Raw genomic sequence first — 19959 nt, 5'->3', positions numbered from 1 at the left:
ATGGTCAGATCTATGGTATGCGATTCGGGGGATATGGTATGAGCCGCCTGACGGACGCCAAGCTGCGCGCCGCCAAGGCTGCCGAGAAACCCTATAAATTGACCGATGGCGAGCAGCTCTATCTGCACGTTTCGACCGCCGGTGGGCGAAAATGGCGGATGAACTATCAGTTCGGCCGCAATGGGCGAGACAAACCCGTCCAGAAAACGCTGACTATCGGCAGCTATCCGGCGATCTCCTTGAAGGATGCGCGCGCGGCGCGTGACGCGGCGAAGGCTCTGCTGGCCAAGGGGATGGAGCCGAAGCCCGGCGACCTGTTTGACCGGGCGGCCCCGGCGGCCGATACGCGGCCGACCTTTGAAGCGATCGGACGAGCGTGGCACAAACTGCAGGCGAAGCACTGGTCGCAGGTCCACACCAAGGACGTCCTCGAAAATCTAGAAAAGAAGGTCTTTCCGACGCTGGGGCGCGCGCGGATCGAGGAGATCGAGGCGCCCGAGGTGCTGGCGGTGCTACAATCCATCGTCGATGGCGGTGCCGTGGAAACCGCACACCGCACGCGCCAGCGGATCAGCGCCATCTTTGTCTATGCGATCGCGACCGGCCAGGCGGCCCGCGACCCGGCGGCGAGCCTTGCCATCGCCTTGCCCAAGATCCCGAAGGCCAAGCCGCAGCCGGCGGTAACATCGCTCGCCGGCGTGCGCCAGATCCTGATTGATTGTGAGGCGGAGCGCTGCCGCGCCCCGACCAAGCTGGCAATCCGGCTGCTGGCCCTGACCGCCGTTCGCCCCAACGAGCTGCATTCGGCGCGATGGCAGGAATTCGAGGATCTCGACGGCGACGAACCGCTATGGCGCATCCCCGCGCACCGCATGAAGGGCGATCGGGATCGTAAGCAAGACGTCGACGGCGACCATCTCGTCCCCCTCGCCCCGCAGGCGGTGGACATTCTGCGCGCGCTGCACCCGCTGACCGGCGACCTCGAGCTGATGTTTCCGAGCGATCGCCACGTCCATCGGCCGATGAGCGAAAACACGCTGCGCGCGCTGCTGATCCGCGCCGGCTATTATCAGCGTCATGTGCCGCACGGGTTCCGGTCTGCGTTCTCGACGATCATGAACGAACGGGCCGAGCGCGAATGGCGCGACATGGGCCATACTGGGATCGCGCCCGATCGGGCGATCATCGACCTGATGCTGTCGCACGTCCCCAAGGACAAGGTCGAGGGCGCCTATAATCGCGCCGCCTATATGGCGCGCCGGCGCGAGATCGCTTGCGCATGGGCGAGTATCCTGCTCACGGACATGTGGCCGCCGCAGATCCATATCGGGCAACCGATCCGGTGGGCGGCGACCGGGCCGGGCAAGCCGCGCGGCTGATATCGGCTACCGGGCACGGATCGCCGCCGCGATTTTGGCGAGATCGTTCACGACGGCCTCCCCTTGATCCAGGCATCGACGTCGCCTTCGCTCCACCGGGAGCATTTGGCGCCAAGGCGCTTCGGCGCCGGGAACTGCTCGGCGCGGACCATCGCGTAGATGTGTGAGCGGGAAAGCGCGGTGCGTTCCATGACGTCGGTGATGCGCAGCAGGCGCGAATTCGATGGGATGTTCATGCGGTAGCCTCAATTTTTGGCGCCTGCGCGCGGTCGTTGATCTGTTCCCATGCAGTGCGAAGGCGCTCGACGGCCGTGGCGAAATGCGCGGGGTTCTTCTCGATGCCGGTGAAGCGCTTGCCGGCGCGGATCGCGGCGACGCCGGTGGAGCCGGTGCCCATGAACGGATCGCAAATCGCTTCCCCGCTCACGTTGCGCAGGATCTTCTCCATCACGGCCATCGGCTTGACGGTCGGGTGGTCAAACAGCTTGGTCGGCATCGAATTGGCGTGGATCCAGCGGTGCATGTCGTGATGTTCGCCGATCGGATGATATCCCCGGTTCCAGGCATGAATGAATGGCTCGGTATCGGGCAGATAGTGGCGGTTGCGCATCGGCATGGGGTTGGGCTTCGTCCACATCAGCAGCGCGAAGCGGTGGAAAACGCCGTCGAGATAGGGCAGCAGCTCGGGCAACTGGTCGTTGTGGCAGAACACGGCGACAGCCCCGCAGAGCAGCGGATTGATGATGGTCCGGTCGAACCCTTGATCGAGGCCCTCGGCAACGATCCGGTCGGCGCCGACGCGCGACTTGCGGAACGTCCCGCCGCCCGAATTATCGAACAGATAGGGCGGATCCATGACATCGGCGTCGAAGAAGCCGAGGCTGGGCCGGATCTGATAGGCATCGCCGCAATAGAGCGTCGCCGGGCCGATCTGGACGGGCGACGTCACCATGGCATGTCATCCTCCGCCTCGGCCGCGACGATCGCGACGCCGTCGCGGTTGGCGAAGAACAGGCCGGGCAACTCGCTACCTTGCGGCCGCCCTCCCTCGATCCACCCGAGGCTGGCGGCGACCAGCGCGCGGGCTGTCGCCCACTCGCCGGCGCCGCGCAGCTCGACGCCGTAGCCTCGGCCGTCAAGCGGATCGTGGCCGGATTCGCGGAGCATTTTCAGCATCGCCGGCGTCATGCTGCCAGCCTCGTCAAATAGCCCTCTAGGTCGATCTGGCGGCGCGCCAGCTCCAGCGGGCGAAGCGTCACAGCGAAGCGCGAGGCGCTCGACCCGTCGAAGCTGTCGACGCCGGCGGCCTCGCAAAACCGGATGCGCCGCGCCGTGTTCACCCGGCCAACATGGCAAACGGCACTCCGCCGATGCGCGATCCGCGCCCATTTGGCCATCGTCGCCAGCTTCCATTCGGTGCTGCCGCCGACGAAAATCCCGACTTTCGGGCCGAGCCAACGGGTGATCCGGCGCGCGATCGTCTCCATGCCGTCTTGCACAGCGATCAGGAAGCGTGTCCCGCGCAGGGCGACGCGCCGGCGGAGTTTGCGAAGCCAGGCGATCGACATCTCGAAGGATGGGACGCCGCCCATGACGATATCGGGCAGGATGATAAAATCCGCGCCCTGTCCGAGCAGCTTCACCGCCTTTTCGAAGGCGGGAACGTCGAACGGTTCGCCGCGATTGAAGGCCGTCCAGGCGCCGTTGTCGAGCGCATAGGGAAAGCCTTCCGTGCGCAGCACGCCGCGAGCTGACACCATAAGGCGCCAGCCTGCATCGCGCAGGGCCGCGAGATTGCGCTTTGTCCCGGTGCGGGAAGCATAGGCGATCATGCTGCCAACCTCATGCTGATATAGGCTCCCCATTGGTCGGACATCGCGTTGGCGAGGCCGGGGTAAGTCTGACTGCGCGCGCGGGCGCGATCTTGGGCGTGGCGACCCCAGCCTGAATGCCGGTGGACGCGGCTCCATGCCTTGTGTTCGGCCGTGCCTGGACGCGGCGGGGTGAGCTGGTCTGTCGGGGCCAGCGGCGGCAGGTTCACCAGCTCGAGGCCGGTCGCCTTCAAATAGGGATCGCCGAACCACCACGGCTGCACGAACTGGACGAAGCCGCGCTTCGTCAGGCTGATCGCATGGCGGTGCATGATCGGATTTTCGACGGCGCGGTGCGGGATCTGCTTCGCGTCGCGGAGCGCCCGATAGAAGGCGGCCGCGCGATGCAGCTCGGTCCAGCGCTTCGGATCGGGCCCGTTGATCTTCTTTCCGCCGATGTAGAGCCATTTCGCGCCCGAGTTGCACAGCACGGTGCAGGGCGGATGCATCACGGCGAGCAGATCCCAGCTATCGTCCAGATGATCGAGAACGTTGCCGCGAATATGGCGGTTGCTGCGATCGTCCGCCGGCTCGATGTCGCATGACCAGGCGTCGAAGCCGCGCTCTTCGAACGCGCGGCGAACAACGCCGCTGCGCTCGCAACCTATAAGGACGCGCTTCATGCCGTCACCAGATCATATTCGAGGAGATAGCCGGCGTCGGAGACGCGCAGCGTGATCCGGCGGCCGTTGGAATAGTCGGCGACGAGCACGCGTAACCAGTCGCCCATGAACCACCCAACGGCCTCAACGGGATCGCCAAAACGGTCGGGCACGCCCTTGGAGCGCAGCAAATCACCCGACGATTCCCGATCCATGGAGGTGCGCTCCCACTCCTTGGAGGCGCCGTCGGGGTTCCACCCGCTCAAATACAGGCCGTTAGCCATGGGGGGCCTCCCCCTTCGCGCGCGTGTGGATTTCGTATTCCCATGGCGCGTCCACGTGGATGCCGCGATATTCGAGCGCCGTGGCGCATCGGCCGCACCCGAGATCCTGCCAATGATCGCGCAGGCATTCGATCGGCATGTCATTGAGATATGCGCAGGCGTAGCATTTGGCGCCGTTCACCGTTTCCCTAGTCGTCGGATTAACCACGGAGCTTCTCCCAAATGGCCTGGTCGCGCTCGCCGGCGACGCGTTTCAGCGTGGCCTTGGCGAGCTGGTGGCGGGCGCGGATGCGCGTCAGGGTGACGCGCTGGTGGATGGCGATCGCGGCGAGCGCGGCGATGATAAGAGCGGACGTTGGGGTCATGCGGTTGCGGCTTCCGTCTGGGGCCGGCCCTGCAGGGTCGCGGCGAGCTGAGATGAGTCCCGCTGGCGCCGCCCGACCGTGAGCGGGCAAACGACCTGCATCAGCCAGTGATTGGCGGCGCGGCGGAGTGCGTAGGGGTCTTTCGAGCCGTTCGGTTTCAGGCCGGCAGCGAACAGGCCGACAAGGTCATGAGTCCGATCGGCCAAGATCAGTGCGCGGGTGACGGGCGCGTTTCTGATCCACGGCCCTCGTGCCCAGATCGCCGGTAGCCGTTCGGCGACGAAGCGAGCGAGTGGAGCTGTGATGGCCGGATCGACGCCCACCAATTCCGCCATTTTCGCCATCATGGGCCATGCGTCGCCAATCGCTTCGAAGTCGGTTGACGCGAAATCGAAAGCGTCCAGCAGCGAATGTCGCTGGCCATGATTTCGGAGAAAATCGCTGGTGAGCACGAGCAGCCATCGAGCAGCGGCATCATCCGAACCGTCGTTGGTGACAGAGATGGCAAGGTCGCTGATGAATGGGCTGGGAAGGACGGCCGAGGTGGCGTTCGCCACCGACGGGGTAAGTCCGATCATGGGTTTTCCCTCCCCACAGAGTTTTCCGGGATGCCCATCATCGACCGCGCTTCGCCTTGGCCGCCGTGGCGGCGAGGAAGAAGGGCAGTGCGATCAGCGTGACGACGATCGCGAGCGCGCGCCAGATGCCCTCGACCGGAGGCTGCGGGCGGCCTTGGTTCGCGGGCGACATCAGGCCATCCCCAGCGCGGCTTTGTAGGTTTCGAGGATCGCCTCGTTTTCGTCGCGCGTGTGCTTGTCGAGCTTCATCAGGGCGATGACCGCGCGCAGGCCCTTGGTGTCGAAGCCTGTTCCTTTGGCCTCAGCGTAGACGTCCTTGATGTCGTCGCTGATCCCCTTCTTCTCGTCCTCGAGTTTGATAATCCGCTCGATGAACAGCTTGAGCTGCTTGCCGGCGGACGTAAGTTCAGTGCTGGATTCGGACACGATTTATCCTTCGGTTAGGAGGTGATGGCCGCGATCAGGCGCGGGCCGAATTTGGCGATGAGGACGATGGCCGCGAAACCGACGCCGAGCGCCGCGCCCCACATGACGGCGGCGAGATCGGCGGGATCGGCGGCGCGGGCGAAACGGCGGGCAATGCTGGGCTGTCGGCGGCGGATCTCGAGACCCGGCTTGCAGGCGCGGCAGCGACATTGCATCGGGTGGACCGGGTTCGCGGCGCGGATCATCAGAAGTTATCCGGCTTGCGATCGGCCTCGGCGCAGCGTGTGCAAAGATCGGCATTGTCTTCCGACCACGTCACGTCGTTGCCCTGCCGGTCGATCTGATCGGTCCACTGATCCCAGCCGCATCCGGCGCAGAGACGGGGATGCTGATGCGGCGGCAGCGTGCAGAGCTGGTGATAGACATCGAGACTGAACGGGAAGGCGCGCGACATGTCGGCCGCCTCGAGCGTCGGCATCATGCGGAAGCCGGTCTGCTCGAGCCGGGCGATATTGCTCTCGACATCGTCGCGATGTTCCGGGCGGTGCCAGTAGGGGCGGGCCGCCTGGGCGATCGTAAGGCCGGCGGCCTTGCGGCGCAGGCGGACATAATCCCACGGGTGGATCACAGGCCGGGGTGCCGGCTGTTCGATCATGCTTGCGAGAGAACGGACTGCGTTCATTTTCAGCCTCTCACGGGGCGGTGAAAGACCCAGCAACGGACGGCCCCGGCGCCCTCGTTGCGGGAATTGACGGTGGTGATTTCGATGAAGCGGCGGCCCCGCGACGTTTTCAGCGCGCGGATCAGCTCGGTGTGGCTCGGCAGCTCCAGACGGCGTTCGGCGCAGCGAGCCTCCATCTCGTTGAGACGGACGGCGATCATGCCTTCCGCTGCCTTGCGATGGTGGTTGAGGCGGCCGCTGGTGTCGGTCGCCTTCTCGTTCTCTTCGAAATAATCGAAGCGTTCCCAGAACAGCGACACGATGGGATCTTCGCTGTTGACCGCGATCTGCCGATCCTTGGCCATCTGGACGATCATCGCGGCCGTCTGCGCCTGCATGTCGTCGGTAACGGGCACGATGGCGCGCAACGCGTCGAGAAAGGCGAGCAGCTGGCCGTGCGTCTTGGCCAGTCGATTGGTCTGGATCGCGCGATCGGCGAGCAGCTCGCCCTCATATTGCGCGAAGGCCTGGCGGAACCGTGCCATGATGTCCGCCTCGCGGCGGGCGGCGTGGATGATGAAGCCCGAGACCTTCTCGATCGGCCATTGCTCGAGCGTCTGCGCGGCGACCTTCGTGGCTTCCGACCAGCCTGTCATGTCGAAGCCGATCGACATGATGCGTTCGAGGATGGCGCGGCTCGCGTTGACCGGCTCGTTCTGCTCGATGACGATCGCGCCCCGGAACGGCGGCTCGAAGGTCTCCATGCCGCTGTTCTTGACGCCGCGCGCGCGGACGGTGCGGCCGTTATAGGCGGTTTTCAGCTCTTCCCATTCGAACTTGCGGGCGTGGCTCGCTTCTTCGCGGCGGTCGCCTTCGATCAGCACGACGGGCAGGTTGCCGACCTTGCCGAGATTGCGGGCCATCGCCGCCGGCGTTGCCTTGGCCGGATCGAAGCCCTCGTAATTTTCGCGGCCGAGCAGCTTCCACATGAACTCGACCAGCGTCGTCTTGCCGGTGCCGGGCAGGCCGTGCATTTCGAGAAAGGGGAAACTTTTCTGCTCGATACGAACCTGTTCGGCGAACAGCGCGCCGAAATAGAAGGTCAGGCAGACGAGGCCTTTCGGGCCGTAGGCGGTCCAGAGATCCGAAAGCCATGACGTGTCGAGCCGATCGGCGTCATAATCGATATCGAGCAGCCGCTCCGCGGTGCCGAGCTTGAGCGCCTGCTTGCCGATCTGGAAGAAATCGTCGTCGTTCGGGTAATAGACCCGACCTTCGGACACGGCGATATCGCCGAACACATAGGCCTTGGCGTCGCGGCAATAGCCCGTGAAGCCCAGCGGTCGCACGTCGGGAAGATCCGGCGTCTGCTTCTGCAGGATGCGCGTGAGCTGGTGGGCATTGCCGGTCCACACGCCGCCGAAGGCGAATAGCCGATCTTCGAAATTGGAGGCCTTGCGGAGCTGCGCGGCCGAGAAACCGCCCTTGACCGCAGGCCGCTTCTCGCTGGGGAAATCGATGTTGAGGAAATAGACGGTTTCGTCCGTCGCCTCGTCCCGCTGCCGATACAGCACGCGGAATGCGCAGTTGGCGATTTCCTCGACCATGAGCGCCTTGCGCGACGCCTCGAGGCGGATATCCTGTTCCTCGCCCGGCTCGATATCCTCGAGCTTGCGAGCGCGTGCCTGGCGATATTCGGTGACGCGTTCCTCGACGGCCGCCGCGTCGATCGACGCCCAATAGGTGCGGCTGCGAAAGGTGAAGGTGAAGCTGTTCCAGCGATAGCGGCTCCACAGCAGATACGCCTTGTCCTGCGCGGACGGGGCCAACAGCACTTCGCCATTCCACAGATAGTCGGCGCGGTGCGTGTCGGTGAGCCGGTCGAGCGCCAGCAGGTCGTTCCAGTCGAGATCGCGACCGTTGTCATCTTCCTCGAGCGGCTGCGCGGCGCTGGCATCCCAGCCATCGTTGCGCGCCTTCTCGACATGCTCGCGGCTGTGCTTGGTGCCCGCTGCGCCGGCGTCATAAGCGAATATGAGGCGGGGGCGGCGTGTCGGCTGATCCGAACCCGCGATATGCAGGCGCAGCGCCTTGAGGAACTCCTCGGGATAGTTGTAGCACGACATGGTCGAGGCGGCGCGCTGTCCCGCCTGCTCAAGCGCCCATGCGTTGAAGATGCCCTCGGCGAACCAGATATCCTTGGCTGCCGCGAAATCTTCCATGCCGATGTCGGGGCGGCTCCACGCCTGCCCCTTGTACGACTTGCCCGGCGCGAAACGGGCCTTGCGGTCGAAGCGGCCGGGCTGGTCGATCAGCCGTTCCCACCATGATCCGCCCGGCAGCGGAAAGCGCACCGTGGCCGAACCGATGCCGCGATCGGGATCGTTATAATATTCCTGGCTATACGCCTCGCGCATCCCGCGCAGATCGAGCCGGCGCGCCTGGCTAAGATAGGCGTCGGCGGCGGCGTTGGGGTTCTGCGGCGTCGGCTTGTAGCGTTTCGACCAGCTGTCGAAGATCTCGGGATAGCGATCGCGAACCGATTGTTCCCAGCCGCATTTGTTGAGGCGGCCGCACTTGATGACCCACGGGTTGTCGGCGCGGGCATAAACCTCGCGGCCCGAGCATTCGGGGCACTTTCCACCGCGCAGCCAATTGCCGCGATCGGTTTTCCAACCGAACTCGGCCTTCATCTTGGAGAGCAGTTCGTTGCGGATGTCGTCTCGCATTTCCATGTGCGGGGCGGGCTTTCAATCGGCAAAGGGGGAGCGTTCCCGGCGGCACGGTGCGCCGGGCGGCGAAGTTCAGGAGCTGGGGGCGAGGCGGCCTAGCGGCCGTCGATCAGGTCAATCGACGGGCACTTTCCGGTGGATCGGCGTCATCGTTTGCGGGCCGGGGTAAATTGTCGTTGCCGGGCGCGGTGCGCGCGCGCCGCCGATCCTGATTGCCGCCGGGGATGGTGACATTGGGATCGGGGGTGAGGCTGGGCGCGATGGTCCGCAGGATTTCGATCTGCACCACGAAGATGTGGCCGCATTCTTCCGTCTCGCAGACGATACGCGCTTCGCGTGCCAGCGGCGTGATCTGCTCGCTGGTGCGGACGCTGCCGGGACCGTGGCAATGGGGGCATGGGATCATCGCCCCCCGTTTCCTTTTCATGCTGCCTCCCCTGTTGAGCCGGCCTGAATGCCGGGCAGAAAGGATTTCAGGCGGCCGAGCAGGCGCGTGATGGCGCCGCTGGCCTCCTCGGTCTCGGCGATCGCGTGATGGATCGCGGTGGGCGACGCGCCGGCCTGCGACGCGTGGATCGAGCTGGCCACGGCCTCGGCCGATTCACGCGCCGCCTGGGCGATATCGCCGGCAAGCGCGATCCGATCGGCGAACGCATCGGCCATCGAGGTTTCGAGCTGGAGCGCGTAGGACCGCAGCAGCGGCGCGCTATCGCCGCCGGCGGCCAGATAGGCCCGATCCAGCGCGATCGCCTGATCCAGCGTCGGCGTGCCGCCGGCGTCGCTCTCGCTCCACAGCCTGACGGTGCGTTCGGAGCGATCGACGATCGCGGCGGCGTCGCCCCAGCCCAGCAGACCGGCAACGCGGGTGATGGCGAGCGAGAAGGTCAAAGGATCGCGGCGCTTGGTCATCGGCCCACCTCGGTTTCAATCGCCTCGACTGCTTCAACCAGCGGGCGATACGGCGCTATGCGGAGAAAGGGCGCCACTGACGGCGCCGCGATGACGGCTTTTGCCGCCATCAGCAGCGCTCGCCATCTCGTGTCGACCGACTGCGAAATTGCCGCCGGATCGCAAACGACAACCCCTTGGCGGGGCTCTATTTCATGGCCAGTTGGATAGATGTCGGGGCGTAGCAGATGGCGTGAGATGCCGGTCGCTGCCTCGACTTTGAGTACGTAGTCGGGGGGCAGACGCTTTGAACTTTGCAGCCACTTCCAAACGGTGGGCTGCGAACGCCCGCAAAGACGCGCCATGGCCGACTGCCCTCCGACAATCTCCACCGCTTTTTCAAGCGCTTCAAACGGGGTTTTCGCCGTGTCCATAGGGGCATCTATAGACAGGGCTATAGGGCGGTCAATAGACAAATTGAACTTTCGGCCTATAGCCGCGTCTATAGGGTGTGCGCCCATGGATCTTGGCGGCCGCATTCGCGAGAGGATATATGCGCTCGGCTTGTCCCAAGCTGAGCTGGCGCGGCGCGTCGGGATCAGCCAACCAAGTATCAACCACCTCATCAAGAGTGGTGCCCAAGGGTCGAAGCATCTGCACTCGATCGCTAGGGTGCTGAAAACGACGCCAGAGTACCTAGCTGGCCAGACTGATGATCCATCGGCAGGGTATGTGCCAGCGCCGTCCCCTGAAATGGTGGCGAGCGAGCTGGGGATCGTCCCGATCCGCGAGATTGACCTCCGTTTCGGCATGGGTGCAACCGACCTCGAGGTGCCGGTGACGACGACGGTGCGTCACTTCTCGCGGGATTGGATCAAGCAGTATACGGGCGCATCGCCCGATCACCTTTATTTCGCGCAGGGGATCGGAGATTCCATGGCGCCGACGATTCTGGACACCGACCTACTGCTGATAGACGCGTCCGAGCGGGATTTGCGTCTGGCCGACAAGATATGGGCCATCGCATACGGCCATAGCGGCATGGTCAAGCGCCTGCGGTCGATGGCGGACGGGTCGGTTAAGATATTGAGTGACAACCAGGCGGTGCCGCCCGAGCTGGCCTATGATGGCGAGCTGCACATTCTTGGCCGCGTGGTAGCAGTGATGCGCAAGATTTGACGTCGAGACGGGGGTTCCATGAAGAAGATGGTTTTCGTTGCCGCCCTGGCGATTGCGGTCAGCGGGTGTAATCAGAAGGCAGCGGAGGAAGACACGAAGCCAGCGGCCGAGGCCGCACCGGCCCCTGAAAAGACCGTGACGGCTGCCGACGTCATCGATCATTTCAAGAAACAGGGCCTGCCGATTAGCGATATCACGGTTTACACGGCGGAGAATGATCCCAACAAGCTTTTGGGACGTCCCAATCAATACGTCGCAAAGGCGAATTTCTTCGACACTCGACACCCAGCCGATGAGGCGAACAACACTGTCGAGATTTTCGCTTCCGAAGAATCCGCGAAGGCGCGGCGTGATTATGTCGAAGCAGTGACCAAAGACATGCCGATGTTGGTCCAATATCAATTTCTCGCGGGCAACATTCTGATCCGGCTTGATAAAGCCGTCACGCCAGCGGAAAGCGAGGAATATCGGAAGGCGCTGGACGCTTTTGCGGGATAAGGCTGACACCCATTTTGTAGTAACAATCTGCTTGACGCCTCTTCATATTGTTACTACAAAATAACCCATGATGATCGTTTGGGACGAAGTGAAGCGCCTCGCCAATATCGGCAAGCATGGCTTCGATTTTTCCGATCTGACCGGGGATTTCTTCCTCTCCGCGCGTATCCGCCCGGCCAAAAGCGGGCGGCATATGGCGATCGGTCGGCTGAATGACGGAACGATCGTCGTGATTTTCGCGACGCTCGGGACCGAGGGCCTCTCGGTCATTTCGATGCGTCGCGCGAATCGGCGAGAAAGGACACAGATCGATGGCTAAGAAGGCATGGCCCAGCTTCGTCACCAAGGATCTCGGCAACTCCGATGCGGACGCTGCCGAGATGGAGCGGCGCTGGCTGATCTATCGCGATGAGATGAGCGCGCTGATCGCCGCAGGCGGCGTCCATCAGGACGATGATGGCTGGTGGGTCTGCGATGCGACCGGCGAGCTGATCGGGCCGGACCCCGAGATTGAGCGCCCGCTCAACTTGCGAGAAGCCGGGGCGGCGGTTTCCTTCGACCAGGCGTTCCCCGGCCTCGCTGCCAAGATGCGTCCGCCGCGCGGGGCGCAGAAGAAACCGACCAAGGTGAGCACTACGATCCGGCTATCGCCAGACGTGCTGGCGCACTTCCGCGCGTCGGGCGAAGGCTGGCAATCGCGGATCGATGCGGCGTTGAAGGAATGGATCGCGGCGCATTGAGCAAGGCAGTCTAAACCGCCTCCATCTCCAGTGACGTCGTGAAGCCACCGCTCTTGGCGAGACGGTGCGATACGGATGCGATCAGCCATTTGGTCGCGTCGATCTCGGGCTTGAACCCCTCGGCCGTGATGCGCCGTTCGGGATAGAGATCCGGGCGCGCGATCGCGAGTTCGAACGACAGCTTTACGGGCAGGCGTGCGCGGCGGCTCTGTTCGGCCTTGGCGCCGGCCAGCGCCGCCGCCTCGCTGGCATAGGTGCGCGATAGCTTGCGCGCCTTGCCGCTGCCGGCCTTCACCGTCTTTTTCTTGCCTGTCGCCAGATCATGATAGCCGGCCTCGACGGCGGTGGCCTCGTCCTGCTTCTCGATCGTGTAGCGATGGCGGTCGCCGGTTTGGCGCTGGATCGTCGCCGGCGGGATCGGCTTGCCGCTCGCCGTCATGCCCGATCCCACGGGCGCGAAGATCAGCGCGCCGGCCTTGATGGTCGCCACCGCGTCATGTTCCTTGCCCAGCCTGCGCAGCAAGGCGAGATCGCTTTCGCGGCTCTGCACGATGGCCTTGACGGCCAGGCCGGCGAGCTGGCCGGCGACGCGTGGCGTGAGCTTGTTGCGGCCGGCGATATCGGCAACCACCGCGCCGATCGTCGTGTCTTTCCAGCTCTGTTCGCGCCGGTTGCGCAAGTCGCTCGACAGATCGGCGGATCGCGCGCGCAGCGTGATCGCGTCGGGCGCGCCGGAATGTTCCACCGAATCGACGATGAATTCGCCCTTGTCGATCAGGCCGATCGGAACGCCGGTGCCGCGCGAAAAGCCAAGCTGCAGCTTTAACCGCGCGCCCGGTTTCGGGATGGCAAGGCGGCCATCCTGATCGGACAGGCTGATATCGAGCTGATCCGCCTCGCCGCCGCGCTTTTCCGACAGGGACAGCGATAGCAGGCGTGGCTCCATGGTCGACGTCAGATCCTTCCCGTCGAGCATGATGCGCCAGGCCGCCTTGGGCACGATATAGGTCATCGCCGTTCACCCGCCTGATCGGCCGCATCGTCGACCCGCAGCAGATCGATCGCGAAATCGATCGTGCGCGGCGTGCCATCGGGAAAGAAGGTGCGATAGCGTTCGTCGATCGAGGTGATGACGAAGGTGCCATAGACCCGGCCTGCGCCGTCCACCAATGGCTGCGCCTCGCCATCCTCGGCCATGCCGCGCAGCGTGTCGATCGAGGCAACGCCGTCGCCCAGCTCGACCGAGGTGATGCCGGCGAGCGAGATCGTCTCATCACCGATCCCGACGAACTGCGTCGCATCCCGCGCGCCCACGCGCGGCGACCGGGCGAACACATAGTCCATCTTCCGCTGGAGCTGATCGTGCAGCAGCGTCGGGATGGAAAAGACGAACATGCCGAAGCCCATGATGGCGTTGCTCATACGAAGCCTCCGAAATCGCCCTCATCATCGTAGCTGGATCGTTTGCCCGCCGCCTTCTCCCGCTCAATCTCGCGGACCTTCTGCGCGACCAGATCGGCGAGCTGCTCCGCGTCCATTCCCGGTGCCGCGTGGATGTTGAAGGTATAGCTGGCGGCACCGCCGCCGCCGGCAACGGTCGCGGCGGCGGCGGGCGCCGCCATCGGCGCCGCCGCGATCGCGGGCACGGCTGCCCCTGCCGCCAGTGCGCGGGTGAGATCGCCGGCAATGCCCTTCACGCGTGCGATCGGCCCGCCCTCGTTGGCGCCGATACCTTGATCGAGGCCCTGCATGACGAAGCCGCCGATCTGCGCGAAGACGCGGCTGGGCGAATGGATGCCGAGCAGGCTGCGCACGCTTTCCGGGATCATGCCGGCGATCCGGTTCACCGTTCCTTGGAGGCTGGGCACATAAGAGAGGAGGCCGTTCACCAGCCCCTTGATCGAATCCACGCCGAACTGGAACAGCAACGAAGGCAAGGCGAGGAAGCTGTTGAAGAACAGCGTTTTCATGGCGCCGAACAGGAAGCCCGCCGCCGATGGCAGCATCGCCGCGACTTGTTTCAGCCCTTCCCACAGGGCGTTCCACACCATTTTGTGGAAGCTCCAGAGCAGGCCGATCACGCCGACAATGCCGCCGTCGAACGCCTGTTTCAGCTGCGTCCAGATCCCGGAGAAAAACGCGACGATGCCATCCCAATTGTCATAGATCAGATAGGCAGCGGCAGCGACGGCGGCGACGGCCGCAACGATCAGCAACAGGGGCGCCAGCGCGATGCCGAGCGGGGCGGCAGCGGCCGTCAGCGCGGCAAAGCCGAGCGCCAGGCCGCCCAGCAGGATCAGCAGGCCCGCGCCGGCGGCCATGAACATCATCAGCCCCTTGGCCAGCTTCGGATGCTCGCCAGCCCATTTGCGCGTGGCGCTCGCCGCGCGGCCGACGATGCCGGCCAGCTTGACGACGGTCGGCAACAGGGCCTTGCCCATGGTGATGTTGAGGCCCGATAGCGCATTGGCCGCCAGGCCGGTCGCGCCTTCCGTCGTGCCGATGCGGTTGAGAAATTCAGCGTGCATCGACCCGGCCGTGTTGCTGGCATCGCCGACCAGATCGAGCCGCGCTTTCAGGCCGTCGAGATTGGTGAGCAACGGCGCGATCGCCGCGACGCTTTCCGATCCGAAAAGCTGGGTGAGGGCGCCCGCCTGCGCTTCCTTGGGCAGTTTGCGCAGCCGCCCGAACACATCGAGAATGGTGGCGCCGGCGTCGCGCTGCATGTCCTTGGCGACATTCACCGCATCCAGCCCCAGCGCGCGGAACGCCTTGGCCTGCGATTTCGTCGCCGCCTCGCCCTTGGTGAGCGCCAGCATCGTGTTCTTGATGCCGGTGGCGGCAACCTCGCTCGGGATGCCGATGGAATCGAGCGACGATCCGAGCGCGGCGATTTCGTGCGCGACAAGGCCGCCCACCGCACCGAGGGAGCCAATGCGCGTCACGATGTCGCTGATATTGGCGGCCTTGCCGCCGAAGGTGTTGGTCAGCGCGTTCACGCGATCGCCAAGCGCGCGAATATCCTGCTGGGGAAGCTGAAACGCCGCCCGCCACTTTGCCATGGTCTCGCCGGCGATATCGGCGGTCATGTCGAATGCGACGCCCATTTCCGCCGCGTCGCGCGTGAATTCCTTTAGCTGGGCGCGCTGATCGGCCATCGGGCGGCCCAGCTTGTCCATGCCCACGCCAGCGGCGCCGGCGGCAGCGGCAATCGCCGCCAGCTCGGCGGCGGCGACCGGGATATTATCCTGCATGTCGAGGAAATCGTTCGACAGCCCCTCGATCTGCGGCCGCGTCATATTGGTGACCTTGGCGACGTCGGCCATGGCGCTTTCAAGCGTCATCGCCTGTTTCACCGCGCCGACCACGGGCGCGCCGGCGGCGACACCGGCGCCGATCATCGAAAGGCCCGCCGTCGCGGCCGTGCCGCTAAGATCGCGCATCTTGTCCGAATTGCGTCGCGCGGCCTCCATCTTGCCCAGCTGATCGGTCTGCTGTTTCAGCCTGGCCGTCGTCGCCGCCACCTCGGTGCGCAGCCGGCGCTCATGTTCCGCCAGCCTGCCGGTGTTGATGCCTGCATCGCCAAGATCGCGGCGGAGCTGCTGCAGCTTTTCGGCCTGCTGCTGATGCTCGACCTTCAGGGTACGCGCCTCGCGCTTGGCGCGTTCGAAGGCGGCGGCCATCTTCTTGGTCGGGCTATCGGTCGCCGCGATCTCGCGGGCAAGGCTGGCAACCCGGCGCTGCGCCTCGCCCATTGCCGCCTCGGTTTCGCCGAACTGCTGCTTGAGCGCGCGGAAGGTGGCGATCTTGGCTTGGCTGGCCTGCAGGGCGCGCAGCTTGTCGTTGGTATCCTTCAACGACCGTCCTGCGCCCCCCGACGCTGCAGCGACCGATTTGAGCGGGGCGGTCAGCCGGTCGAGGCCCTCGAGGATGACCTTCATGCGCAGGTTACGGTCAGCCACGGCGGCGCTCCATCAGGATTTTTCGGGGGGCTGGGTCCGGCGGGCGGCCTGCGCGCGCCAGCCCATCAATTCGGACAGCGACATGCCGTCCATGGCAGCGGGCGGCCAATGGAAGATGACCGCCACGTCGGCCATCGCGTCCTCTATTGTTCGGGGGCAGCCGTGCGGCGCCGATTCTGCAACAAAAAATCCCCGATCTCGATCCCGCAAGCGAGCAGGTCATCGGCCTCCAAGGCCATGGCTTCCGGCTTGGTGAGCGGCGGGATGGAGATGCGCGGGATCAGCGTATGGAGCGCGTCCGCCTGCAGCTGGCCAAGTTGGACCAGCGAGATCCCGCGCAATTCGCCGCCGCCGGGCTTGCGGAGCTGGATGCTCTCGATCTTCGTCTCGCCGCGAATGATCGGCGTGTCGAGCGGGACGGTGCGGATCTTCGGGTTGCTGGTGGTTTCGGCTTCGTCGGCCATGCGGGCAATCCTTGGGAGAGTGAAAAAGTGGCGGCCCCGGCCTCACGCGCGGGGCCGCCAGTCGGCGGAGAGGGGGTTAGACGCCCAGCGCGGCGCGGCGGGCGGCGAGGCGATCGACGCCGTCGACGATCAGCTTCATGTTGATCGGATCGATCTCGATCACGGTCGCGCCGTTCCAGACGAGCTTGTAATAAGCGAGCGCGGACTTGACCTTGAACTCGCCCGGCTCGCCCACCTTCGCTTCGCCCGGATCGATTTCCTCATGACGGCCGCGCACGATGACCTCGATCGCGTCATAGGCACCGGTTTCATCGTTCTGATAGGCGCCGACGAAGCGCAGGCCGACGCCGGCGATCGTCATCAGGCCATATTGGCCAAAGATCTGCCGGATCGGCCCGCCATAGGTGTGCTCCACCTCCATCGGCTCGCCGCCCATGTCGATCTTGACGGCGCTGTCCATGCCGGCGCCGCGATACTCCTCCAGCTTGCGGACGAGCTTGGGCAGCACGATCGCGTTTGCCTGGCCGAGATAGCTTTGCGCGTCGTTGAACGTCGCCATGTCCTTGAGGATGCGTGGCAGCATGGAAGAAGGCTCCTGTCAGATGGAAAGGTGGCGGCGCGCGATGGTCAGACCTGCTGACCGCCCGCGAACTCGGCGAAGTAGGAATCGGTGATGCGCTGGGTCAGCGTGAGCTGCTCGAGCGGCGGGACCGGCGTGTAGTCATAGTCGATCCACAGCTTGCCGGCGGCCAGCGTTGCGGCCGTGTTGCGTGCGGGATCGTACCAGGCGTTGAACCCCAGCACCGCGCCGATCGACTGCAGCTCGCGCCCCTTGGCGTTCACCGTCTCGACGATATCGGTCACAAGGCTACGGCGCAGCGGCTTGTCGATCGCCCACAGCAGCCCGGCGCCGATCGTGTCGATCAGCACATGCGCGGTGCGCACCGCGCTTTCGAACTGGAAAAGCGGCTCGCTCGACAGCGTCTTGTTGCCCCAGAATCGATAGCCGCCATTGGCCCGCACCACGGCGGTGATGCCCGCGTCGTTGAGCAGCTTCGCCTCGCTGTCGAGATTGGTGATATCCCACTGGATATCCTTCTCCAGCCCGACAATGCCCTGCAGCTCGACGTTCGACAGCGTCTTCCAGAATCCGGTGTCGCGGTCGATCGCCGCGCGCAGGCCGACAGCATGGGCCGCCGCCGGGCTGGTGACGATGGCGCCTTCCTCGTCCACCACCTTCACGTTGGGGTAGAGCAACATCAGCTCGCGCGCGGCGAAGCCACCGGCATAGGTCACGGCTTCCGCGATCGTGTCGCCCACGGCGGCGGCATAGACCATCGCGCGCAGCTTCTGCGCGACGATGATGAACGCGGTGGTCACCGCCAGCGTATCGAGGCCCGGCGCGGCAAGGATGCGCGGCTTGATGCCGATCTGCCCTTCGGCCGCCAGCAACGCCTGCATCCCGGTTTTCAGGCCATTGGCAGCCGTCGTGCCGATGACGGCCGCATCGGTTGCCGCATCGTCGGCGCCGGGCGCGACGCGGACGAGGACGATGACCGGCTTGGCATGGTTCGCGATCGCCCGCAGCGCCGCCTTCATCGTTCCCGTATCGCCGGCGGCGCCGATCGCGGCTTCGACATCGGTGACAAGAACGGGGCGATCGAGCGGGAACTTCACCGCGTCGGCAGCAGGGCCGGTGACGACCAGGCCGACGATCGCGGTGGCGGCGGTAGCGATCGAGCGAACGCCATCGTTCACCTCGACGGTCTGGATACCATGGAAATCGGGCACGGGCGGTCCTTTCAGGCGGAGAGAGGGACGAGAAGGCGGGTGAGCTGGTTGGCCTGCGCCACGTCGCGGCGCTGGCCGATCACGGCGATGCTGGCCTTGCCGTCAGCAGAGACGGTGAGATCGAAGGCGGTGACACGAAGGCGCGGTTCCCAGCGTGCGAGCGCGATGGCGCTGGCGGCATACAGGCGGACAAGGCCGGCAGCGTTCAGGGGCTGATCGATCATCAGCGGCAGCAGCGATCCATAATCGCGACGGCCAAGCCGCGTGCCGATCGGCGTCGTCAGGATATCGCGGATCGACTGGCGAAGATGCTCCTCGCCAGTGATCGGCTTGCCGCTGCTGGCCGACATGCCCCGCATCGTCAGTCGCGATCGAGGAGATCGGCCCAGCCATCAACGCTCGCGACGCCGGCGGGGAGGAACAGAGCGGCAAGGACGAAGCATATGGCGGTTGAGAGCAGCGACAGGGCAAAGCTCGCTACAATCACCGATCCCAAGGCCAGAACGGCGAAAGGCAGGACATATACGGGCGGCTGCGTCAGCAGTAGCACGCCGGCCAGCAGCAGCCAGATCAGCAGCTTTGCGGCTCGCGAGATGGCCAGCGGCTCGACCGCATCGAACAGTCGAGACCCGAGAGCGAAGTGGAAGGCGCAGGCGGCGGCAAACGAGATCAGATCGAGCGCGCCATCGAACAGGGGCCATGTCTCGTCGAGGCTGGTGAAGGTGGCCAGCGCCGATCGCGCCGCGATCAGCAATGCCGGCACCATCAGCCAAAGCGAAAAGAGGTTCAGTCGACGAAGGAAAGCGATCATGCGGGCACTCCGGTCTGGGCGGAGCCGGCTTGGACGCCGCCATGCTTGTGGGATTTGAGGCTGATGCCGCCGCCGATCGCGTCTTCGCTGGCGTCCAGCGTGCCGGATACGGTGACATTGCCGGTGATGGTGACATCGCCCGTGATCGCAACGCCGCCCTGCGCATCGATCGCGACGCTGCCGTCAGGGATGGTCGCGGCCAGATGGTGCGCGGCCATGTCGTAGGACAGCATGGCGTCGTCATCGAATGCGATGGCCACGATATCGGCGCTGCTGGCGGGCGGCGGGAAGGCATCGCAATAGAGCGCCGGCAGCACGAACCCGGCGTTGGTGTCGCCCTCCGCGCAGAGCAGCAGGCATTGTTCGCGCTCGCTGGGCGGCGACCAGATCCGCACGCGCCCGGCACGAATGGCGAGCCAGGGGAGCGGCCCTGTCGTCATGTCGCCGATCTCCACGGTGCAGGTCCGCGCCACCATATCGACGGACGCGATCACGCCGGGGCGAATGATATCGCCCACAAGTCGCTGAATATCAGGATTTCCGCTCATCGTGCGGGACCATGGATCAAGCCCGGCGGAACCGGCACCGACGCTATGTTGTGGAAAGCGCATCCCACAAGATCATGCGCGGCTTCCTTGCGGTACCGTTCTGATCTATTGGCGGAATAGGGCGCGGAGCTGGGGGGCTATGGTGAAGCGTTGTCTTGAATTTCTCGCCATCATATTGGT

The 19959-nt window shown here is 64.9% G+C and carries 32 protein-coding genes; 5 read left to right on the top strand and 27 right to left on the bottom strand.

Features of this window, described 5'->3' with window-relative positions; translation table 11 throughout:
* Positions 1-38 precede the first annotated feature (38 nt).
* Positions 39-1379 carry a tyrosine-type recombinase/integrase gene (locus CHB74_RS03795; protein WP_245842590.1) on the top strand — a complete coding sequence of 447 codons (1341 nt, stop codon included), beginning with the start codon at positions 39-41 and terminating at the stop codon, positions 1377-1379.
* Positions 1380-1426: 47 nt separating this feature from the next.
* On the opposite strand, the gene CHB74_RS03790 is transcribed toward CHB74_RS03795, so the two are convergent.
* The 17 genes from CHB74_RS03790 to CHB74_RS03725 all read right to left on the bottom strand — a co-directional run bounded on the left by CHB74_RS03790 (position 1427) and on the right by CHB74_RS03725 (position 10220).
* Complete coding sequence (locus CHB74_RS03790; protein ID WP_089218273.1) at positions 1427-1615, bottom strand: helix-turn-helix transcriptional regulator; 189 nt, start codon at positions 1613-1615, stop codon at positions 1427-1429.
* Positions 1612-2331 carry a DNA-methyltransferase gene (locus tag CHB74_RS03785; protein WP_089218272.1) on the bottom strand — a complete coding sequence of 240 codons (720 nt, stop codon included), beginning with the start codon at positions 2329-2331 and terminating at the stop codon, positions 1612-1614. The genes CHB74_RS03790 and CHB74_RS03785 overlap by 4 nt, the downstream gene beginning before the upstream one ends.
* The gene (locus CHB74_RS03780) at positions 2325-2546 is read right to left on the bottom strand and encodes a hypothetical protein (RefSeq protein WP_218821377.1); all 222 of its coding nucleotides are present in this window, start codon (positions 2544-2546) and stop codon (positions 2325-2327) included. The genes CHB74_RS03785 and CHB74_RS03780 overlap by 7 nt, the downstream gene beginning before the upstream one ends.
* Positions 2547-2563: 17 nt before the next feature.
* Positions 2564-3139: a hypothetical protein gene (locus tag CHB74_RS03775; RefSeq protein ID WP_144033710.1), complete on the bottom strand. Its 576-nt coding sequence runs from the start codon at positions 3137-3139 to the stop codon at positions 2564-2566.
* Between the two features lie 68 nt (positions 3140-3207).
* Positions 3208-3873: a hypothetical protein gene (locus tag CHB74_RS03770; RefSeq protein ID WP_089218269.1), complete on the bottom strand. Its 666-nt coding sequence runs from the start codon at positions 3871-3873 to the stop codon at positions 3208-3210.
* The gene (locus CHB74_RS21540) at positions 3870-4136 is read right to left on the bottom strand and encodes a hypothetical protein (protein ID WP_144033709.1); all 267 of its coding nucleotides are present in this window, start codon (positions 4134-4136) and stop codon (positions 3870-3872) included. Before CHB74_RS21540 ends, CHB74_RS03770 begins: the two co-directional genes overlap by 4 nt.
* Positions 4129-4344 carry a hypothetical protein gene (locus CHB74_RS03765; protein WP_144033708.1) on the bottom strand — a complete coding sequence of 72 codons (216 nt, stop codon included), beginning with the start codon at positions 4342-4344 and terminating at the stop codon, positions 4129-4131. The genes CHB74_RS21540 and CHB74_RS03765 overlap by 8 nt, the downstream gene beginning before the upstream one ends.
* Positions 4337-4501 (bottom strand): hypothetical protein, encoded by a 165-nt coding sequence (locus tag CHB74_RS21905; RefSeq protein WP_179220706.1) that lies wholly within the window; start codon positions 4499-4501, stop codon positions 4337-4339. The genes CHB74_RS03765 and CHB74_RS21905 overlap by 8 nt, the downstream gene beginning before the upstream one ends.
* Complete coding sequence (locus CHB74_RS22710; RefSeq protein ID WP_089218267.1) at positions 4498-5079, bottom strand: glycine--tRNA ligase subunit beta; 582 nt, start codon at positions 5077-5079, stop codon at positions 4498-4500. Before CHB74_RS22710 ends, CHB74_RS21905 begins: the two co-directional genes overlap by 4 nt.
* Positions 5080-5116: 37 nt before the next feature.
* Entirely contained in the window at positions 5117-5251 is a 135-nt protein-coding gene (locus CHB74_RS22610) for a hypothetical protein (protein ID WP_281253519.1), read from the bottom strand.
* Positions 5251-5505, bottom strand: a complete 255-nt coding sequence (locus CHB74_RS03755) for a DUF2312 domain-containing protein (RefSeq protein WP_089218266.1) — start codon at positions 5503-5505, stop codon at positions 5251-5253. Before CHB74_RS03755 ends, CHB74_RS22610 begins: the two co-directional genes overlap by 1 nt.
* A 14-nt stretch (positions 5506-5519) precedes the next feature.
* The gene (locus tag CHB74_RS03750; RefSeq protein WP_089218265.1) at positions 5520-5750 is read right to left on the bottom strand and encodes a hypothetical protein; all 231 of its coding nucleotides are present in this window, start codon (positions 5748-5750) and stop codon (positions 5520-5522) included.
* Positions 5750-6187 (bottom strand): hypothetical protein, encoded by a 438-nt coding sequence (locus CHB74_RS03745; RefSeq protein WP_144033707.1) that lies wholly within the window; start codon positions 6185-6187, stop codon positions 5750-5752. Before CHB74_RS03745 ends, CHB74_RS03750 begins: the two co-directional genes overlap by 1 nt.
* A 2-nt stretch (positions 6188-6189) precedes the next feature.
* Positions 6190-8895 carry a toprim domain-containing protein gene (locus CHB74_RS03740; RefSeq protein ID WP_179220705.1) on the bottom strand — a complete coding sequence of 902 codons (2706 nt, stop codon included), beginning with the start codon at positions 8893-8895 and terminating at the stop codon, positions 6190-6192.
* 112 nt (positions 8896-9007) lie between these two features.
* A complete protein-coding gene (locus CHB74_RS03735) occupies positions 9008-9304 on the bottom strand; it encodes an Ogr/Delta-like zinc finger protein (RefSeq protein WP_179220704.1) in 297 nt (98 codons plus the stop codon).
* A 17-nt stretch (positions 9305-9321) separates the two neighbouring features.
* A complete protein-coding gene (locus CHB74_RS03730; RefSeq protein WP_089218261.1) occupies positions 9322-9807 on the bottom strand; it encodes a hypothetical protein in 486 nt (161 codons plus the stop codon).
* Positions 9804-10220, bottom strand: coding sequence for a transcriptional regulator (locus tag CHB74_RS03725; RefSeq protein ID WP_089218260.1), 417 nt, complete (start codon positions 10218-10220; stop codon positions 9804-9806). The genes CHB74_RS03730 and CHB74_RS03725 overlap by 4 nt, the downstream gene beginning before the upstream one ends.
* Positions 10221-10305: 85 nt before the next feature.
* Here CHB74_RS03725 and CHB74_RS03720 point away from each other — a divergent pair, with 85 nt between their 5' ends.
* From CHB74_RS03720 to CHB74_RS03705, 4 genes are all read left to right on the top strand, one after another.
* Complete coding sequence (locus CHB74_RS03720) at positions 10306-10965, top strand: XRE family transcriptional regulator (RefSeq protein WP_179220703.1); 660 nt, start codon at positions 10306-10308, stop codon at positions 10963-10965.
* 18 nt (positions 10966-10983) lie between these two features.
* Positions 10984-11463 carry a lipoprotein gene (locus CHB74_RS03715; RefSeq protein ID WP_089218258.1) on the top strand — a complete coding sequence of 160 codons (480 nt, stop codon included), beginning with the start codon at positions 10984-10986 and terminating at the stop codon, positions 11461-11463.
* A 67-nt stretch (positions 11464-11530) separates the two neighbouring features.
* Positions 11531-11782 carry a BrnT family toxin gene (locus CHB74_RS03710; RefSeq protein WP_089218257.1) on the top strand — a complete coding sequence of 84 codons (252 nt, stop codon included), beginning with the start codon at positions 11531-11533 and terminating at the stop codon, positions 11780-11782.
* On the top strand, positions 11775-12203 hold the full coding sequence (locus CHB74_RS03705; protein WP_089218256.1) for a BrnA antitoxin family protein: 429 nt from the start codon (positions 11775-11777) through the stop codon (positions 12201-12203). Before CHB74_RS03710 ends, CHB74_RS03705 begins: the two co-directional genes overlap by 8 nt.
* Positions 12204-12213: 10 nt before the next feature.
* Here CHB74_RS03705 and CHB74_RS03700 read toward each other — a convergent pair whose 3' ends face one another.
* From CHB74_RS03700 to CHB74_RS03655, 10 genes are all read right to left on the bottom strand, one after another.
* Complete coding sequence (locus tag CHB74_RS03700) at positions 12214-13215, bottom strand: contractile injection system protein, VgrG/Pvc8 family (protein ID WP_089218255.1); 1002 nt, start codon at positions 13213-13215, stop codon at positions 12214-12216.
* Entirely contained in the window at positions 13212-13625 is a 414-nt protein-coding gene (locus CHB74_RS03695; RefSeq protein ID WP_245842589.1) for a phage tail protein, read from the bottom strand. The genes CHB74_RS03700 and CHB74_RS03695 overlap by 4 nt, the downstream gene beginning before the upstream one ends.
* On the bottom strand, positions 13622-16165 hold the full coding sequence (locus tag CHB74_RS03690) for a phage tail tape measure protein (RefSeq protein WP_144033706.1): 2544 nt from the start codon (positions 16163-16165) through the stop codon (positions 13622-13624). Before CHB74_RS03690 ends, CHB74_RS03695 begins: the two co-directional genes overlap by 4 nt.
* Before the next feature lie 12 nt (positions 16166-16177).
* Positions 16178-16300: a GpE family phage tail protein gene (locus tag CHB74_RS03685; protein WP_218821376.1), complete on the bottom strand. Its 123-nt coding sequence runs from the start codon at positions 16298-16300 to the stop codon at positions 16178-16180.
* An 8-nt stretch (positions 16301-16308) separates the two neighbouring features.
* The gene (locus CHB74_RS03680; RefSeq protein ID WP_089218253.1) at positions 16309-16629 is read right to left on the bottom strand and encodes a phage tail assembly protein; all 321 of its coding nucleotides are present in this window, start codon (positions 16627-16629) and stop codon (positions 16309-16311) included.
* 76 nt (positions 16630-16705) lie between these two features.
* Positions 16706-17212 carry a phage major tail tube protein gene (locus CHB74_RS03675; RefSeq protein ID WP_089218252.1) on the bottom strand — a complete coding sequence of 169 codons (507 nt, stop codon included), beginning with the start codon at positions 17210-17212 and terminating at the stop codon, positions 16706-16708.
* Positions 17213-17256: 44 nt separating this feature from the next.
* Positions 17257-18420, bottom strand: coding sequence for a phage tail sheath subtilisin-like domain-containing protein (locus CHB74_RS03670; RefSeq protein WP_089218251.1), 1164 nt, complete (start codon positions 18418-18420; stop codon positions 17257-17259).
* An 11-nt stretch (positions 18421-18431) separates the two neighbouring features.
* On the bottom strand, positions 18432-18779 hold the full coding sequence (locus CHB74_RS03665) for a GPW/gp25 family protein (RefSeq protein ID WP_089218250.1): 348 nt from the start codon (positions 18777-18779) through the stop codon (positions 18432-18434).
* Positions 18780-18781: 2 nt separating this feature from the next.
* Complete coding sequence (locus CHB74_RS03660; protein ID WP_144033705.1) at positions 18782-19231, bottom strand: hypothetical protein; 450 nt, start codon at positions 19229-19231, stop codon at positions 18782-18784.
* Complete coding sequence (locus CHB74_RS03655; protein WP_089218248.1) at positions 19228-19779, bottom strand: phage baseplate assembly protein V; 552 nt, start codon at positions 19777-19779, stop codon at positions 19228-19230. The genes CHB74_RS03660 and CHB74_RS03655 overlap by 4 nt, the downstream gene beginning before the upstream one ends.
* Positions 19780-19959: the final 180 nt, after the last annotated feature.

This window comes from Edaphosphingomonas laterariae (assembly GCF_900188165.1).
GTDB classification, from domain to species: Bacteria; Pseudomonadota; Alphaproteobacteria; order Sphingomonadales; family Sphingomonadaceae; genus Sphingomonas_E; species Sphingomonas_E laterariae.
Note: the sequence above shows the minus strand (reverse complement) of the source record. Positions and strands in the feature narration are given on the sequence as shown.

Coding starts and splice junctions, on each gene's coding strand:
- CHB74_RS03790 (WP_089218273.1), bottom strand. CDS start 1,615: ATGAACATCCCATCGAATTCGCGCCTGCTGCGCATCACCGACGTCATG.
- CHB74_RS03745 (WP_144033707.1), bottom strand. CDS start 6,187: ATGAACGCAGTCCGTTCTCTCGCAAGCATGATCGAACAGCCGGCACCC.
- CHB74_RS03680 (WP_089218253.1), bottom strand. CDS start 16,629: ATGGCCGACGAAGCCGAAACCACCAGCAACCCGAAGATCCGCACCGTC.
- CHB74_RS03725 (WP_089218260.1), bottom strand. CDS start 10,220: ATGGACACGGCGAAAACCCCGTTTGAAGCGCTTGAAAAAGCGGTGGAG.
- CHB74_RS21905 (WP_179220706.1), bottom strand. CDS start 4,501: ATGACCCCAACGTCCGCTCTTATCATCGCCGCGCTCGCCGCGATCGCC.
- CHB74_RS03705 (WP_089218256.1), top strand. CDS start 11,775: ATGGCTAAGAAGGCATGGCCCAGCTTCGTCACCAAGGATCTCGGCAAC.
- CHB74_RS03695 (WP_245842589.1), bottom strand. CDS start 13,625: ATGAGCAACGCCATCATGGGCTTCGGCATGTTCGTCTTTTCCATCCCG.
- CHB74_RS03775 (WP_144033710.1), bottom strand. CDS start 3,139: ATGGTGTCAGCTCGCGGCGTGCTGCGCACGGAAGGCTTTCCCTATGCG.
- CHB74_RS03780 (WP_218821377.1), bottom strand. CDS start 2,546: ATGCTCCGCGAATCCGGCCACGATCCGCTTGACGGCCGAGGCTACGGC.
- CHB74_RS03685 (WP_218821376.1), bottom strand. CDS start 16,300: ATGGCCGACGTGGCGGTCATCTTCCATTGGCCGCCCGCTGCCATGGAC.
- CHB74_RS03655 (WP_089218248.1), bottom strand. CDS start 19,779: ATGAGCGGAAATCCTGATATTCAGCGACTTGTGGGCGATATCATTCGC.
- CHB74_RS03715 (WP_089218258.1), top strand. CDS start 10,984: ATGAAGAAGATGGTTTTCGTTGCCGCCCTGGCGATTGCGGTCAGCGGG.
- CHB74_RS03770 (WP_089218269.1), bottom strand. CDS start 3,873: ATGAAGCGCGTCCTTATAGGTTGCGAGCGCAGCGGCGTTGTTCGCCGC.
- CHB74_RS03665 (WP_089218250.1), bottom strand. CDS start 18,779: ATGCGGGGCATGTCGGCCAGCAGCGGCAAGCCGATCACTGGCGAGGAG.
- CHB74_RS03675 (WP_089218252.1), bottom strand. CDS start 17,212: ATGCTGCCACGCATCCTCAAGGACATGGCGACGTTCAACGACGCGCAA.
- CHB74_RS03730 (WP_089218261.1), bottom strand. CDS start 9,807: ATGACCAAGCGCCGCGATCCTTTGACCTTCTCGCTCGCCATCACCCGC.
- CHB74_RS03720 (WP_179220703.1), top strand. CDS start 10,306: ATGGATCTTGGCGGCCGCATTCGCGAGAGGATATATGCGCTCGGCTTG.
- CHB74_RS03795 (WP_245842590.1), top strand. CDS start 39: ATGAGCCGCCTGACGGACGCCAAGCTGCGCGCCGCCAAGGCTGCCGAG.
- CHB74_RS03785 (WP_089218272.1), bottom strand. CDS start 2,331: ATGGTGACGTCGCCCGTCCAGATCGGCCCGGCGACGCTCTATTGCGGC.
- CHB74_RS03700 (WP_089218255.1), bottom strand. CDS start 13,215: ATGACCTATATCGTGCCCAAGGCGGCCTGGCGCATCATGCTCGACGGG.
- CHB74_RS21540 (WP_144033709.1), bottom strand. CDS start 4,136: ATGGCTAACGGCCTGTATTTGAGCGGGTGGAACCCCGACGGCGCCTCC.
- CHB74_RS03735 (WP_179220704.1), bottom strand. CDS start 9,304: ATGATCCCATGCCCCCATTGCCACGGTCCCGGCAGCGTCCGCACCAGC.
- CHB74_RS03710 (WP_089218257.1), top strand. CDS start 11,531: ATGATGATCGTTTGGGACGAAGTGAAGCGCCTCGCCAATATCGGCAAG.
- CHB74_RS03660 (WP_144033705.1), bottom strand. CDS start 19,231: ATGATCGCTTTCCTTCGTCGACTGAACCTCTTTTCGCTTTGGCTGATG.
- CHB74_RS22610 (WP_281253519.1), bottom strand. CDS start 5,251: ATGTCGCCCGCGAACCAAGGCCGCCCGCAGCCTCCGGTCGAGGGCATC.
- CHB74_RS03740 (WP_179220705.1), bottom strand. CDS start 8,895: ATGCGAGACGACATCCGCAACGAACTGCTCTCCAAGATGAAGGCCGAG.
- CHB74_RS03750 (WP_089218265.1), bottom strand. CDS start 5,750: ATGATCCGCGCCGCGAACCCGGTCCACCCGATGCAATGTCGCTGCCGC.
- CHB74_RS22710 (WP_089218267.1), bottom strand. CDS start 5,079: ATGATCGGACTTACCCCGTCGGTGGCGAACGCCACCTCGGCCGTCCTT.